The sequence below is a fragment of the Murinocardiopsis flavida genome (assembly GCF_003014485.1).
Classification (GTDB): domain Bacteria; phylum Actinomycetota; class Actinomycetes; order Streptosporangiales; family Streptosporangiaceae; genus Murinocardiopsis; species Murinocardiopsis flavida.
In genome coordinates this window covers 177,831-192,938 of sequence record NZ_PYGA01000007.1, presented here as the reverse complement: position 1 = coordinate 192,938, position 15,108 = coordinate 177,831, and the positions used below count along the sequence as shown (strand labels likewise).

At 72.6% G+C, this 15,108-nt stretch carries 12 protein-coding genes; 9 read left to right on the top strand and 3 right to left on the bottom strand.

All coding sequences use genetic code 11. The annotated features are described in order from the left end of the window. Positions 1–929: 929 nt before the first annotated feature. From CLV63_RS12335 to CLV63_RS12320, 4 genes are all read left to right on the top strand, one after another. A complete protein-coding gene (locus CLV63_RS12335) occupies positions 930–2,345 on the top strand; it encodes a family 2B encapsulin nanocompartment shell protein (RefSeq protein ID WP_245928756.1) in 1,416 nt (471 codons plus the stop codon). Positions 2,346–2,439: 94 nt separating this feature from the next. Next, positions 2,440–3,840: a family 2B encapsulin nanocompartment shell protein gene (locus tag CLV63_RS12330; RefSeq protein WP_245928755.1), complete on the top strand. Its 1,401-nt coding sequence runs from the start codon at positions 2,440–2,442 to the stop codon at positions 3,838–3,840. Positions 3,841–3,850: 10 nt separating this feature from the next. After that, on the top strand, positions 3,851–4,891 hold the full coding sequence (locus tag CLV63_RS12325) for a family 2 encapsulin nanocompartment cargo protein polyprenyl transferase (protein WP_106583109.1): 1,041 nt from the start codon (positions 3,851–3,853) through the stop codon (positions 4,889–4,891). 190 nt (positions 4,892–5,081) lie between these two features. Beyond that, on the top strand, positions 5,082–7,331 hold the full coding sequence (locus CLV63_RS12320) for a terpene synthase family protein (protein ID WP_106583108.1): 2,250 nt from the start codon (positions 5,082–5,084) through the stop codon (positions 7,329–7,331). Between the two features lie 84 nt (positions 7,332–7,415). On the opposite strand, the gene CLV63_RS12315 is transcribed toward CLV63_RS12320, so the two are convergent. Beyond that, positions 7,416–8,867, bottom strand: a complete 1,452-nt coding sequence (locus CLV63_RS12315; RefSeq protein WP_106583107.1) for an MFS transporter — start codon at positions 8,865–8,867, stop codon at positions 7,416–7,418. Between the two features lie 94 nt (positions 8,868–8,961). Between CLV63_RS12315 and CLV63_RS12310 the strand changes: the two genes are divergently transcribed. Then, positions 8,962–9,354 (top strand): winged helix-turn-helix transcriptional regulator, encoded by a 393-nt coding sequence (locus tag CLV63_RS12310; RefSeq protein WP_106583106.1) that lies wholly within the window; start codon positions 8,962–8,964, stop codon positions 9,352–9,354. A 134-nt stretch (positions 9,355–9,488) separates the two neighbouring features. Here the strand turns inward: CLV63_RS12310 and CLV63_RS12305 are convergent, their stop codons facing one another. Beyond that, positions 9,489–9,713: a hypothetical protein gene (locus tag CLV63_RS12305; protein WP_106583185.1), complete on the bottom strand. Its 225-nt coding sequence runs from the start codon at positions 9,711–9,713 to the stop codon at positions 9,489–9,491. A gap of 284 nt (positions 9,714–9,997) precedes the next feature. Here CLV63_RS12305 and CLV63_RS12300 point away from each other — a divergent pair, with 284 nt between their 5' ends. The 3 genes from CLV63_RS12300 to CLV63_RS12290 all read left to right on the top strand — a co-directional run bounded on the left by CLV63_RS12300 (position 9,998) and on the right by CLV63_RS12290 (position 13,354). Then, complete coding sequence (locus CLV63_RS12300; RefSeq protein ID WP_170134209.1) at positions 9,998–10,783, top strand: class I SAM-dependent DNA methyltransferase; 786 nt, start codon at positions 9,998–10,000, stop codon at positions 10,781–10,783. 178 nt (positions 10,784–10,961) lie between these two features. Next, complete coding sequence (locus CLV63_RS34055) at positions 10,962–12,080, top strand: SagB/ThcOx family dehydrogenase (protein WP_211301277.1); 1,119 nt, start codon at positions 10,962–10,964, stop codon at positions 12,078–12,080. Between the two features lie 44 nt (positions 12,081–12,124). Further along, a complete protein-coding gene (locus tag CLV63_RS12290) occupies positions 12,125–13,354 on the top strand; it encodes an MFS transporter (RefSeq protein ID WP_106583104.1) in 1,230 nt (409 codons plus the stop codon). Between the two features lie 9 nt (positions 13,355–13,363). On the opposite strand, the gene CLV63_RS12285 is transcribed toward CLV63_RS12290, so the two are convergent. Continuing rightward, positions 13,364–13,969, bottom strand: coding sequence for a hypothetical protein (locus CLV63_RS12285; RefSeq protein WP_106583103.1), 606 nt, complete (start codon positions 13,967–13,969; stop codon positions 13,364–13,366). A gap of 184 nt (positions 13,970–14,153) precedes the next feature. On the opposite strand from CLV63_RS12285, the gene CLV63_RS12280 reads away from it, so the two are divergent. Next, a complete protein-coding gene (locus CLV63_RS12280; RefSeq protein WP_211301276.1) occupies positions 14,154–15,068 on the top strand; it encodes an RNA polymerase sigma-70 factor in 915 nt (304 codons plus the stop codon). Positions 15,069–15,108 lie beyond the last annotated feature (40 nt).

Sequence of the window (15,108 nt, the reverse complement as noted above, 5' to 3'; positions counted from 1 at the left end):
GAAGACCGGCGGCTTTCGAACTCATGTTCGCAGCAAGATCATTGTGCCGTCCACCCGCCCCGAGGCGCCGTTGACCCCTCTGAAGTGCGCGAATCCTTTGCGGCGCAGGGGATTCGGCCGTTCGCGCCGGGTGTCGGCCGCGCCGAATCTTTACCCGGAGGAGGCCGGCTCCCGGGCGGGCGGCGGCCCCGGCGGAGGACCGCGTGCCCAGCGGCGGTCGGCCGCCCCGGCGGCAGATCGCGGCCCGGCGGCGGACCGCGGGCCCGGTCGGCATCCCCGCGCCCGAGCCCGCCCCCGTCGGCCGAAAACCGGTTTTCGGCGGCCCTCTCGGGCCAATTCGATTTTCCGATGCCGGCGAATCGGTGGCACCGGGAGACGTACTCCGCGCTGGCGGGGAAAGGCGACTCGAATGCCTGTGCGATCAGTATTGTTCTCAATGGTCGGCCGGACATGTTTTCCGTGGTCGCCGTCGTGCGTCCGGATATGTGGAAACACAGGGTTTCGCGAGTTTCCGGATGGCGTCCGTCCGCCCAATTGGCCGCCCAGAAAAACGTCCATGGCCGATCTGGAATCGGTCGGACGCCGGTGGACAACTACGGCATTTCGTTATGTTTGCAAATTTGTCCGGGTGTCCCGAACGAGCAGATCGCACGGTTCTCTCCCGTTTTATGACCGCCACACACGGAAACTTTCCGCACGATGCCGAAATCGGCCAACCGGCCACTGAAATCGCGGATCTCCGATTGGGTATGGCTGCTCAGATATACAGCTGTACCCGTCGTCGGAGAATTTCCATTCCGCTTGCACGGCTTGCGGTTTCTGTGTTCTCTTTGGTGCTGGTCCGGTGATGAGATCCCCCCTGATCCCCCTGATCTGCTTAATATTCGTGCCGGACTCTCAAATTGCTTTCTAGAATGGTGGTGTGCTCTGTGACGGAGACGGTCGAATCGAATCCCGCGCGGCAGGACGAACAGCAGCGGATGAGTCTGGGCACTTCGGCGGCGCGCAATCTGGCGACGACGACGAAGACCACGCCGCAGATGCAGGGCGTCACGTCGCGGTGGCTGTTGAAGGTGCTGCCGTGGGTGGAGGCGCGCGGCGGAGCGTACCGGGTGAACCGCCGCCTCGCCTACACCATCGGCGACGGCCGGATGACGTTCGTGAGCACCGGCGCCGACATCCGCGTCATCCCGGCCGAGCTGCGCGAACTCCCCTCCCTGCGCGGGTTCGGCGACGACGCGGTGCTGGCGGAGCTGGCCGGCCGGTTCGAGCAGCGGGAGTTCCAGGCCGGTGAGGTGATCGTGGAGTCCGGCCGTCCCGTGGACGGCGTCTACCTCGTCGCGCACGGCAAGGTCGACAAGATCGGCCCGGGCAAGTACGGCGACGACACCGTCCTCGGCTCGATCGGCGACGGCGGGTACTTCGGCGACGCCGCGCTCGCCCCGAACCCGGGCGAGTGGGACTTCACGGCCAAGGCCGTCACCCGCTGCACGGTGCTGCTGCTGCCGCACCGCGCCCTCGGGGAGATGAACGGCCACTCCGAGGCCCTGCGAACCCACGCCGAGCAGGCGCGGAACCAGCGCTCGCAGCCGATGAACGCCCACGGCGAGGCCGAGATCGGGATGTCGTCGGGGCACGGCGGCGAGCCGGTGCTGCCGGGGACCTTCGTGGACTACGAATCGGCGCCGCGCGAGTACGAGCTGAGCGTCGCCCAGACCGTGCTGCGGGTGCACACGCGGGTGGCCGACCTCTACAACGAGCCGATGAACCAGGTCGAGCAGCAGCTGCGACTGACCATCGAGGCGCTGCGCGAGCGCCAAGAGCACGAACTGGTCAACAACCGCGACTTCGGGCTGCTGCACAACGCGTCCCCCGACCAGCGCATCCACACCCGCACCGGCCCACCCACCCCCGACGACCTCGACGAGCTCATGGCCACGGTGTGGAAGGAGCCGGGCGTCCTCCTGGCGCATCCGCGGGCGATCGCCGCGTTCGGCAGGGAGTGCAGCCGCCGCGGCATCTACCCGCACAGCATCGACATGGCCGGCCACAAGGTCCCCTCGTGGCGCGGCGTCCCCATGCTGCCCTGCAACAAGATCCCCGTCACCGACACCCGCACGAGCTCGATCATGCTCATGCGCCTGGGCGAGCAGGACCGCGGTGTCGTCGGGCTGCACCAGACCGGGATCCCCGACGAGTACCAGCCCGGCCTCTCGGTGCGGTTCATGAACATCAGCGAGCAGGCCATCCTGTCCTACCTGGTGAGCACCTACTACTCCGCCGCCGTGCTCGTACCCGACGCCCTGGGAGTCCTGGAGGACGTCGAGCTCGGCAGGGACGCCTGAGCGCCGCCCCGGTGGCGGCCACCGGGGCGGCCCCTGAGCAGCGGCCTCTCGGCCGTGACACTCCCTAGCGGAATTGGTGGATCTGGTTGTGACTGTGACGGAATCGAACAGCGGCACACGGGAACAGGAGCAGGCCCGGCTGAGCCTGGGGACCTCGGCGGCGCGCAATCTGGCGACGACGACGAAGACCGCGCCGCAGATGCAGGGCGTCACGTCGCGGTGGCTGTTGAAGGTGCTGCCGTGGGTGGAGGCGCGCGGCGGCGCGTACCGGGTGAACCGCCGCCTCACCTACGAACTCGGCGACGGCCTGGTGACGTGCGTCAACACCGGTGCCGACGTCAGCGTCGTCCCGAAGGAGCTGTGCGAGCTGCCGCTGCTGCGCGGGTTCGGCGACGACGCGGTGCTGGCGGAGCTGGCCGGCCGGTTCGAGCAGCGGGAGTTCCCGGCGGGTGCGGTGATCGTGGAGTCAGGGCGGCCCGTGGACGGCGTCCACCTCCTCGCGCACGGCAAGGCCGACCGGATCGGCCGGGGCAAGTTCGGCGACGACACCGTCCTGGACGTCATGGCGGACGGGTCGCACTTCGGCGGCGAGGCCCTGGCCGAGGCGGAGTCGGAATGGGACTGCACCGTCAAGGCCCGCACCCCGTGCATCGTGCTGACCCTGCCGCGGGAGGCGGCCCGCCGTATCAGCGGCGACTCCCCGGCGCTGCGCGCCCACGTCGAGCGGCGGCGCGCCGGTCCGGGGCGGCCCCACAACAAGCACGGTGAGGCCGAGATCGGGATGTCGTCGGGGCACGGCGGGGAGCCGGTGCTGCCGGGGACCTTCGTGGACTACGAGGCGGCGCCGCGCGAGTACGAGCTGAGCGTCGCCCAGACCGTGCTGCGGGTGCACACGCGGGTGGCCGACCTCTACAACGAGCCGATGAACCAGGTCGAGCAGCAGCTGCGGCTGACCATCGAGGGGCTGCGGGAGCGCCAGGAGCACGAGTTGGTCAACAACCGCGACTTCGGGCTGCTGCACAACGCGGCCCTGAAGCAGCGCATCCACACCCGCACCGGCCCGCCCACACCCGACGACCTCGACGAACTGCTCTCGCGCCGGCGGAAGTCGCGGTTCTTCCTGGCGCATCCGCGGGCGATCGCCGCGTTCGGCAGGGAGTGCAGCCGCCGCGGCGTCCACCCGGAGACGGTCGAGGTCGAAGGCCACCCGATGCCGTCGTGGCGCGGTGTCCCCCTCCTGCCGTGCGACAAGATCCCCATCACCGGGGCGAAGACCAGCTCCATCATGGTGCTGCGGACCGGGCTGGAGGACCAGGGCGTCGTCGGCCTGCGCCAGACCGGGATCCCCGACGAGTACGAGCCGGGCCTGAACGTGCGGTTCATGGGCGCCAGCGAGCAGGCGGTCACCTCCTACCTGGTGAGCACCTACTACTCCGCCGCCGTACTCGTTCCCGACGCGCTCGGGGTCCTCGAAAACGTCGAGATCGCGCGCTGAGGAGGGGCACATGGCCACCATCGAGGAAAAGGCAGCGGGCCGTTCGGCACACGAGGTCCTCGCGCAGAGCCGCGACCTGATCGACCCGGCCCTGCGCGCCGCGGTCCGCACCCTGCCGGACGCGATGCAGCGCATCGCCGCGTACCACTTCGGGTGGTGCGACGAGAACGGCGACCCGGACGACGCCGACGGCGGCAAGGCGCTCCGCCCCGTCCTGGTCCTGCTCGCCGCCGAGGCGGCGGGCGGGACCCCCGCTTCGGGTGTCCCCGCGGCGGTGGCCGTGGAGCTGGTGCACAACTTCTCCCTGCTGCACGACGACGTCATGGACGGCGACACCACGCGCCGCCACCGCCCCACGGCGTGGACCGTGTTCGGCACGAGCGCGGCGGTCCTCGCCGGGGACGCCCTGCTCACCCTGGCCATGGACGTGCTGGCCGCGAGCGAGAGCCCGGCGGCGACCGACGGCATGCGGATGCTCAGCGCCGCGGTGCTGCGGCTGCTGGAGGGGCAGAGCGCCGACCTCGCCTTCGAGAGCCGGCAGGACGTCGACGTGGCCGAATGCGTCCGCATGGCGGAAGGCAAGACCGGGGCGCTGCTCGGCTGCGCCTGCGCGCTCGGCGCCGCCTACGGGGGCGGCGACCGCGACCTCGTCGCGCTGCTCCGCGACTACGGCGAGCACCTCGGGCTGGCGTTCCAGCACGTCGACGACCTGCTCGGGATCTGGGGGTCCCCCGAGACCACGGGCAAGCCGGTGTGCTCCGATCTGCGCAGCCGGAAGAAGTCCCTGCCGGTGGTGACCGCGCTGCGGTCGGGCACCCCGGCGGGGCGGGAACTCGCGGCGCTCCACGTCGCCGACCGGGAGCTCTCCGACGCGGAACTCGCCCGCGCCGCCGAACTGGTCGACCTCGCCGGCGGGCGCGAGTGGAGCCGCAGCCAGGCCGACGACCTGCTGGCGCGGGCGCTGCACCGGCTCCGTTGCGCGGACGTGCGCAGCGGGCCCGCGGGGGAGCTCGGCACGCTCGCCCGGCTCGCCATCCGGCGCGACCACTGACGGCTCCGGCACCGACCCGGGCCCGCGGCGCAGCGGCACGGCACCGGACGGCACCACCCGGGCCGCGCACGCGGGGGATCGCCGTGCCGCCCGCAGCGGGCGCCACGGGCGTGCCGCGCCGCCGCAGCCCGACCCCGCCGACCTTCGAGACCAACGCAGCCCCCGTCGGCTGACGAGAGCAGGAACGCCAATGGAAGCATTCGACCTGCCCGACTTCTACCTCCCGCACCCGGCCAGGCTCAACCCGCATCTGGAGCGGACCCGCGAGCACAGCACGGAATGGGCCCGCCGGATGGGCATGCTCGACACGCCCGAACCCGGCGGCGGCATGGTCTGGGACGACGCGGCGCTCGCCGGGATGGACTACGCGCTGATGTGCGCCTACACCCATCCGGACTGCGACGGCCCGATGCTCGACCTGATCACCGACTGGTACGTGTGGGTGTTCTTCTTCGACGACTGCTTCCTCGCGCATTTCAAGTACTCCCGCGACTTCGCGGGCGCGAAGACCTACCTCGACCACCTCGAACGGTTCATGACAGAGGAGGGGGAGGAGCCGCCCGAACCCGAGAACGCCACCGAAGCGGGGCTGGCCGACCTGTGGCGGCGCACCGTGCCCGCGATGTCGGCGGACTGGCGGCGGCGCTTCGTCACCAGCACGCACAACCTCATGGTCGAGTCCATGTGGGAGCTGGACAACATCGAGCTCGACCGGGTCGCCAACCCCATCGAGTACATCCAGATGAGGCGCAGGGTCGGCGGGGCACCGTGGTCGGCCAACCTCGTCGAGGTCGCGGTCGGCGCCGAGATCCCCGCGGAGATCGCGGCGACGCGGCCCATGCGGGTGCTGGCCGACACCTTCTCGGACGCGGTGCACCTGCGCAACGACCTGTTCTCCTACCAGCGCGAGGTCCAGGAGGAGGGGGAGAACTCCAACGCGGTGCTGGTCTTCGAGCGGTTCCTCGGCCGCTCGACGCAGGAGTCCGCCGACCTGGTCAACGAGCTGCTGACGTCGCGGCTGGTGCAGTTCGAGAACACGGCCCTGGGGGAGCTGCCGGTCCTGTTCGGCGAGCACACCGTGCGTCCCGACGGGCAGGCCGGGGTCGCCGCCTACGTCAAGGGGCTCCAGGACTGGCAGGCGGGCGGGCACGAATGGCACGCGCGGTCCAGCCGGTACATGAACGAGGGCGCGGCCCACCGCCCGGCCGGTTCGCTGTCGGGGCCGACCGGGCTGGGCACCGCGACCGCCCGGCCGGCGTTCTCCTCGGCCGTCCCGGGGCTGCGGCGCAGGTCGCGGCAGCAATCCCAGCCGCTGTTCCGCCCGGTCGGGCACCTGCCGCTGCCGGAGCTGCCCATGCCGTTCCCCGTCCGCACCAGCCCGCATCTGGACGGGGCGCGGGTGCGCGCGGTCGCCTGGGCGCGCCGCATGGGCATGTTCGACTCGGTGCCGGGGGTGGAGCACGGCGGGGTGTGGGACGAGGAGCGGTTCATCGGCCTGGACCTGCCGCACTGCGCCGCCATGATCCACGCCGACGCCGACCCGGACGGGCTCGACCTGTCCTCGGACTGGCTGGCCTGGGGGACCTACGGCGACGACTACTTCCCCCTCGTGTTCGGGATGACCCGGAACCCGGCGGCGGCCCGGCTCTGCAACGAGCGGCTGCCCGCCTTCATGCCGCTCGACGGCGAGCCGACCCCCGAACCGGAGAACCCCATCGAGCGCGGCCTCGACGACCTGTGGCGCCGCACGGCGGGCCCCATGGCGCCGCCCGCCCGGGCGCAGTTCCGCGCGGCGGTGGCGGACATGACCGCGAGCTGGGTGTGGGAGCTGGACAACCAGACGCAGAACCGCGTGCCCGACCCGATCGACTACATGGAGATGCGCCGCAAGACCTTCGGGTCGGACATGACCATGAGCCTCGCCCGGCTCGCGCACGCCGGGGACGTCCCGCAGGAGATCTACGACACGCGGGTCATGCGCGAGCTCGATACCGCGGCCCAGGACTACGCCTGCTTCACCAACGACCTCTTCTCCTACCAGAAGGAGGTGGAGTTCGAGGGGGAGGTCCACAACATGGTCCTGGTCGTGGAGAACTTCCTCGGCGTCGACCGCTTCGAGGCGCGGGACGTGGTGGCCGACCTGATGCGGGCGCGGATGGCGCAGTTCGAGCACATCGTCGCCGTCGACCTGCCGAAGCTGTTCGAGGAGTTCGGCCTCGACGAACCGGTCCGCCGGATCCTCGCCCGCCACGCCGACGACCACAAGGAGTGGATGTCGGGGATCCTGGAGTGGCACCGCAAGTGCGTCCGCTACACCGAGGCGGAGCGCCGGCACCACATGCCGCCGGAGATCCCCGCCGCCTACGCGTGGCCGCCCACCGGCTTGGGGACCTCGGCGGCGCGGCTCGCGGCGGGGCCGCGCCCGACCGCGGCGCGCTGAGCGGGGCGCCCCGCCGCCCGCCGGTCGGCGCCCGCCGGCACCGCGCCCCGCCGCCCGCCGCCCGCCGCCCGCCCGCGAGGGGGCTCAGCCGCGCGCGGCGGTGCGCTTCAGCAGCAGGGCGAGGAGGGACCCCGCCGCCATGACGGCGGCTCCGGTGAATCCCGCCGCGGTGAGCCCGCGGACGAGGGACTCGGTGCCGGCGGTCAGGTCCGCCGCGATCCCCGCGACGGCGAGGAGCGCGGCCAGGCCGACCGCCGCGCCGATGTTCTGGGCGGTCGTCACCAGCGCCCCGGCGACCCCCTGCTCCGCGGGGGCGACCTCGGACGCCGCGGCGAGGAAGAGCGCCGGGAGTCCGATCCCGCCGAACAGGGCCCACAGGAACCCGGGCAGCAGCGCCCAGTAGGAGTCCCCGAAGGCCATGCCCGCTGCGAGGAGCGCCATGGTGGCGCCCGCCCCGAGGAGGGCGGTGAACAGGGTCGCGCGCAGCCCCCACCGGGCGAGGAGCCGCGGGAACAGCACGCCCGAGCCGATCACGCTCAGCGCGCTGAGCGGGAAGAAGCCGAGCCCCGCCTGGAGCGGGCCGAAGCCGAGGACGTCCTGGAGGTAGGTGGTCGTCAGGTAGTACTGCGCGCCGATCACCCCGACGAACACGAAGATCAGCGCCATCGCCGTGGAGAGGCCGCGGTGGGCGAGGATCCGCAGGGGCATGAGCGGGTCGCGGGTGCGCTTCTCCACCAGCAGGAAGATCCCGAGCAGCGCGATCCCGCCGAACAGGGGCAGCAGGGTGCGCGCGGCCGACCAACCGGCCTCCGGCCCGCTGACGAGGCCGAACACCAGCAGTGAGGATCCGGCGGTGGCGATCAGCGCGCCGGGCAGGTCGAACCCGCGCCCGTCGGCGGCGGGAGCCCCGGCGGGCAGCAGGTACGGGGTCGCGAGGAGGGCGAGCACCGTCAGCGGCACGTTCACGAAGAAGATCGACTCCCAGCCGAGCGAGCCGGTGAGGACCCCGCCGCCGACGGCGCCGATCGCGGCGCCGGTGCTGCCCGCCATGCCCCAGGCCGCCAGCGCCCGGGTGCGCTGCGGCCCCTCGGGGAAGATGGTGTTGATGAGCTTCAGCGCGGCGGGGATGAGCATCGCGCCGCCCAGCCCCTGCACGGCGCGGGCGGCGATCAGCGCCGCCGCGCCGCCGGACAGGCCGGCCGCCAGCGAGGACAGGCCGAACAGCGCCAGGCCGAGCATGAACACCCGGCGGGCGCCGATCCGGTCGGCGGCCCGGCCGCCGAGCAGCAGGAACCCGCCGAGGACCACGGCGTAGGAGCTGACGACCCATTGCAGGGACTGCGCGGAGAAACCGAGGCCGCGCCCGATCTCCGGCAGCGCCACGAACACGATGTCGAAATCGGCGGCGATGAGCAGTTGGGTGAGCGCCAGCAGGGCGAGGACGAGGCCGGACCGCGGCGGCGGTCCGGGCGGCACCGTCGCTGCCGGTGCGGGGCGGGCGTCGTCGGCGGCGCCGGCGGCGTTCGTGTCGATCATGAGATGCCTTCGTTCCACATGATGCCCTTAGGGCACGTCTTGTTACTGAAGGCATGATCTGTGACGATGGACGGGAGCGGAAGAAGGCACTTTCATGTCACAGCGGAACACCGATGTGTCCCAGCAGGTCGTCGCGGCGGCCTGCCCGGTGGCCGAGATCCTCGACCGGGTCAGCGGCAAGTGGGCCATCTCGATCATCGTCGCCACCGTCGACGGCCCCATCCGGTTCACCGAACTGGAGCGGAGCGTCGAGGGGATCAGCCGCCGGATGCTCACCCTCACCCTGCGCAACCTCGAACGCGACGGCCTGGTCACCCGGACCGTCTACCCCACGGTCCCGCCCAAGGTCGAGTACAGCGCCACGGAGTGGGCCCGCGAGGTCTACGGTGCGCTGGCCGAACTGACCGCGTGGGCCGAGCGCCACCGCGAGTCGATCGCCTCGGCCAGAGCCGCCTACGACCGGGCGCACGCCGAGCCGGCCCGCTGAGCCGGGCGCGCTCGCACCGCCCATCGGCGGGGCGTCCTATGCGGGCGCCGGACGTGTAGGGGCCGCTGCCGCGGGGCCGCGGGGCGGGTCCGCTGCGCGCCGCCCGCCCGTCCTGCGGGCGGCGCCCCGACGGCTCAGCCGACCGGCTCGCGGGCCGCGTGGTCGAGTTCGCCCGCACGGGCCTGCTCGATGAGCGAGGCGAACTGCCCCGAGCTCATCTGGACGCGCTGGCCGAAGTCGTCGGTGATGACGACCCGTCGTTCCGGTTCGGCGCCGGGGTCCACCCACAACTGCGGGCAGCCGCAATCGCACTTTCCGCAGAAGGTCGCCAAGGGTTCGAGCCTGTGTGGTGCGGTCATGAGGGTCACCACCTCCGCTCCTGTTCATGATCGGTGGGGCGGCCCCGCAACCTCACCGGAGAGTGATTCTTGGCTGCTGGCCCGGCGGCGGGTCGGCCTGGAGCGGGGCGATGCGGGGGCGGCCGGCCGTGTACTCTGCGTGGTCGCATTGCACCGGAACGAATTGTCGCGGCCGTATGCGGACATGGGGTTGACGCGCGCGGATGCGGACCGATAGATCTCAACCGGACCTTTCGGTACAAGTCGAACACCCAGTGTCACGCAAGCGAATCGGAGCCCCGGCATTGGCAAGCCCCGACCCCGATGCGGCCCTGCGCGCCTACGCGGAGATCGCGCCCTACTACAACGCGTTCGCCGCCGACCCCGACTACGGTGCGTGGATGGGGCTGCTGCACGGGATCGTGCAGCGCCACGGACCCGCCGGGAAGCTGCTCCTCGACGCCGGGTGCGGCACCGGGCTCAGCTCGGTGCGGTTCGCCGACCTGGGCTACGCCGTCACCGGTGTCGACGCCGTGCCGGAGATGCTCGACCAGGCCCGCGCCGACCCCGCGAACGAGGGCATCGACTTCCGCCACGGCGACCTCCGCGACCTCCCCGCCTTCGGCGCGTTCGACGTCGCCGTCTGCACCAACCAGCCGCTGCACTACATGGACGGCGAACAGGGACTGCGCGCGGCGTTCGCCGGACTCGCCCGCAACCTCGCCCCCGGCGGGATCCTCGTGTTCGACATGCTGACCGCCCGCACCTGGGAGCGCCAGGCCGCCGGGCCCAAGGTCCGCGACCGCGGCGCGAACATCACCCTGTGGCGCACCGAGATCGGCGCCGCGTTCCCCGCGACCTCACCCGTCCGTCAGAACATGGACCTGTTCGTGCGGCGCGCCGACGGCGCCTGGACCCGCGTCAGCACCGTCCACCCGTACCACCACTTCCCCGACCGCGCCGTTCGCGCCGCTCTCGCCGAATCCGGCTTCGAGCCGCTCGGCGCGGACGGGTTCCGCGCCGGGGCCGCACACGAGGGCCTCGACGAGGAGCACGATGTCCTCGGTCTCTACGCCGCACGCCGAGTGTGAGGGCACCCGTAGTCCTGCCGCGCCGTGCAGAGGAGGGAGGTGGGCCCGTTGGACATCGAACGCGTTGAGGAAACCCCGTTGTGGATCTGGCAGGAGTAGCGGAGGAGCGGTACCGCGCCGGTGCGGATGCCGCCGGTCCCGGCGTCCGCACCGGCCATCGACAACGAAGGATCCCCCTATGCGCCTGCGCCGAGCGCGCACGACCGCGTGCTTCTGGCGCGACGGCCGGTTCGCTGTCACGAACTACCTCACCGGCGACACGGTGCGGATCGACCCCGCCGCCGCCGCCGTCCTGACCGCCTTCGACGGCTGGACGACGGTCGAGGACGCCGCCGAACGCCTGGGGCACGACCCCGCCGACCTCGCCAAGACCGCCGACGCGCTGTGCGAATGCGCCCTGCTGTTCACCGAGGACGATCCCCGCGCGGCCGCCGACGACGCCGTCGCCGAGCAGTGGCGGCACTGGGCACCGGCGGGGCCGCTGCTCCATTTCGGCACCAGGAACCTGCCCTTCGCGGCGCCGGAGGAGCAGCGGCGCCTGCGCGCCGAGGTCGGCGCCGACCAGCGCGCGCCGATGTTCAAGAGCTACCCCGACGCCGACCGGATCCTGCTCCCGCGCCGCCCGCTCAGCACGGGGGAGGCGTTCGACAGTGTGCTGTACCGCAGGCGCACCCACCGCGCCTTCGCCCCGGGCCCGGTGCCGCGGGTCTCGTTCGCCACCCTGTTGGCGGCCGTGTTCGGGCCGAGCGACTTCGTGGACTCACCGGGCTTCGGGGCGATGATGCTGCGGACCAGCGCCGCGGGCGGGGCGCGCCAGGAGATCGAGGCCTACGTCGCCGTCCTCGACGTCGCCGACGTCCCCGCGGGCTTCTACCACTACAACCCCCGTGAGCACGCGCTCGAACTCCTCACCGAGGGCGCCGACCGCGCCGGGCTGAACGCGCTGTGCGCCGGCCAGGAGGGGGTCTCCGGCGCCGGGTTCGCCGTGTTCCTGACCGGGGTGATCGGCCGGATGTCCGCGAAGTACCGCACGGCCCGCGCCTACCGTGTGATGCTGATGAACGCCGGACACCTCGGCCAGACCTTCGCCCTGACGGCCACGGCACTGGGGCTCGGCCCCTTCCAGACCGCGGCGTTCGACGACGCCGCGGTCGAGGCGGCGCTGGGCGTCGACGGTGTCTCGGAGACGGCGCTCTACGTGCTCGCGGCCGGGGTGGCGCCGGGCGACCCCATGGCGGGGGACGCCCCGCAGCGCCGCCGCCCGGCAGGGCCGGGCGCGTTCCGGCTGACCCTCTAGCGAGCGGCCGCTGAGATCCGAAGGCTGCAACGGAAGGCTTAACCGTGGCTGACGACGCGGTCCCCGCGCGACTGGGACACCGCTTCCACCGGCTCTGGGGCGGCTACGTCGCGAGCAACTTCGCCGACGGCGTGCTGCTGACCGCGCTGCCGCTCATGGCGCTCACCCTCACGCGGGACCCGCTGCTGATATCAGGGCTGACCGCCATGTGGTATCTGCCATGGCTGCTGTTCGGGCTGCACGCCGGGGCGCTGGCCGACCGCATGGACCGCACCCGGCTCATCGTCGGCGCGAATGCGCTGCGCGGCGCCCTGATGCTGGCGCTGCTCGCCGTGGTCGCGGCCGGCGGGCTGCGGATCTGGGTGCTGTACCTGGCGATGTTCCTCCTGGTGGCGTGCGAGACCGTGGTGGACAGTGCCGGGCGCGCGATCGTCCCGGAGTACGTCGCGGCCCCGCTGCTGGGCCGCGCCAACAGCAGGCTGGAGGGCGGCCGCACGGTCGCCGAAGGCTTCGTCGCGGCCCCGGCCGCCAGCTTCGGCCTCGCGGCGTCGCCGCTGCTGCCGCTGGGGCTCAACACCATCGCCTATGTCGCGAGCGCCGCTGTCATGCCGCGAGGACCCGGTGGCGGCGCGGGGGCACCCGCGGAACGGGCCGCGCGCGGCCCACTGCTGCGCGACATCAAGGAAGGGTTGGCCTTCATCTGGGGCGATCCAGTGCAGCGGGGCCTGTGCGTGACGAGCTTCCTGGTGAGTATCGCGGGCGCGATGCTCAACGCCGTCCTCGTGGTGTTCGCCGTCGAGCGCGTCGGGGTCCCGCACGCCTGGTACGGCGCGCTCGTGACCGCCCTCGCGCTGGGGTCGGTGCTCGGCGCGGTGTCGTCCGAGGCGGTGACGGCCCGTACCGGCCGCGCACGGGCCCTCGTCTCCGGCTACGTGGTCCTGGGCGTGTCCGCCGCGCAAATGGCGGTACTGCCGCACCCGGTGACGTCGGTGCTCGGCCTGTTCCTCACCGGGATCGCCACGATGATCGTCACCATCAACCTGATGACCATCACGCAGGCGATCACGCCGGCGGGGATCCTGGGGCGCGCGATCAGCGTCCGCAGGGTCGTCGCCCGCGGCCTGGGGCCGCTCGCCGCGGTGGGGGCCGGGCTGCTCGCCCGGGTGGACCTGGCGCTGCCGATCCTCGCGGCAGGGGCTATCGCGGTGGTCGTGGGGATCGCGTTCAGCGGCCTGTTCACCCGCGCGGCCCGCTGCGCCGCCGCGGTGCCCTGACGCCGGGCGTCAGCGGGGCGCGCCGGGCCCGTAGCCCTGGCCGGGCTCCCCATAGGGGCTCGGGGCGGCCTCGCCGTAGGGGTGCGGGCCGGGCCCGCCGTACTGGTACGAGTCCTGGCCGGCGTCGTGGCCGGGTCCGGCGTACCCCTGCTGCGGGCCGTGCGCTGCGGACGCGGGATAGCCGGGCGGCGGGTACCCGGAGGCGTTCGCGGGCGGCGCTGCGCGCCACCGCGAGGGGAACAGCGAGGCGGCGATCAGCAGCCCGCCCAGGACGCCCAGCGCCGGTGTCGACGTCAGGATGTTCGGGCCGCCGTAGATGTCGCTTATGAGACTGGCCGTTTCGCCCACGGTGCTGGCCGCGGCGGAGAAGAGGACCAGCAGCACCCCGGGGATGAGCGACGCCAGTGGCGAGACCCGGGGGCCGACGAGGCCGCCGATGAGCATCCCGACCACGACGAGGAGGAGGAGCCAGAGCAGTGGGCCCCCGGCGCCGAACTCGAACCGCGTGATCGCCCGGAAGTGCAGGGCCATCGTCTCGGTGACACCGAGTACGAGAAGGGGGAACGCGATGAGTCCGACGGCGGCGCCGACGATGTGGCGCGCGGCATTGGGCATTTCGGGTGTCCCTCTCGGTCGCCGATCCGTGCGGCACCCAATCTAGGCGCCGGACAACGACGCGCGCGACCAGGGGACGGCGCCACCCGGTGCGTGCGCGGCCAGGGGACGGCGCCGCCCGGTTTGCCATGCGCCCGCGGGAACCGGCGTGCCGGGGTGTGTCGGGCGGCGCTACCGTGAACCCGTGGCAACGGGTTCGGTCGACGAGTTCCAGGCGCAGCGCGGCCGGATGTTCGGGCTCGCCTACCGCCTCCTCGGCTCGGCCGAGGAGGCCGAGGACGTCGTCCAGGACGCGTACCTCCGGTGGTCGGCCGCCGACCACGCGGCGATCATCGCGGTGCCGGCATGGCTGGCGCGCGTCGTCACGAACCTGTGCCTCAACCGGCTCACCTCCGCCAGGGCGCGGCGCGAGCGCTACGCGGGCCCGTGGCTGCCCGAACCGGTGGCGACCGCCGACGGCGCGCTCGGCCCTCTCGACACCGCTGAGCAGCGCGAGTCCGTCTCGCTGGCGATGCTGACGCTCTTGGAGCGGTTGACCCCCGTGGAACGGGCCGCCTTCGTGCTGCGCGAGTCGTTCGGCTACTCCCACCGCGAGATCGCGGCGATCCTGGACGTGTCCGAGGCGAACGGCCGCCAGCACTACCGCCGCGCCGTGCTGCGCCTCGGTGACTCCGGCGCGCGGTTCGCCCCCGACATGGGGCAGTGGCGGCGGCTCGTCGAGCGATTCCTCCGGGCCGCGGGCGAGGGCGACCTCGGCGCGCTGGAGCAGATGCTCGCCGAGGACGTCGTGACCTGGTCCGACGGTGGCGGGAAGGCGAGGGCCGGCCGGCGTCCCGTGGTCGGACGCGCGAACGTCGCGCGGCTCCTCGCTCTCGGGCTCGCCAAGTACGGCACCGACGTCCGGGTCGCGATGGCGGAGGTCAACGGCGCCCCGGCGGTCATCGGCCACCGCGGCGGACGGCTCATGGGCGTGCTCGTCGTGGACGTCGCCGATGGCCGCGTCAGCGCGCTGCGCGCCGTTCTCAACCCGGAGAAGCTCCGGTACCTCGAAGAGCAGCTCCCGGAGCTGTCACATCCGGCGGTGGGTCCCGGTTCTTAGCGGGTGACGCACGAGCCGCGGCCCGCGCCCTGCCGCCCGG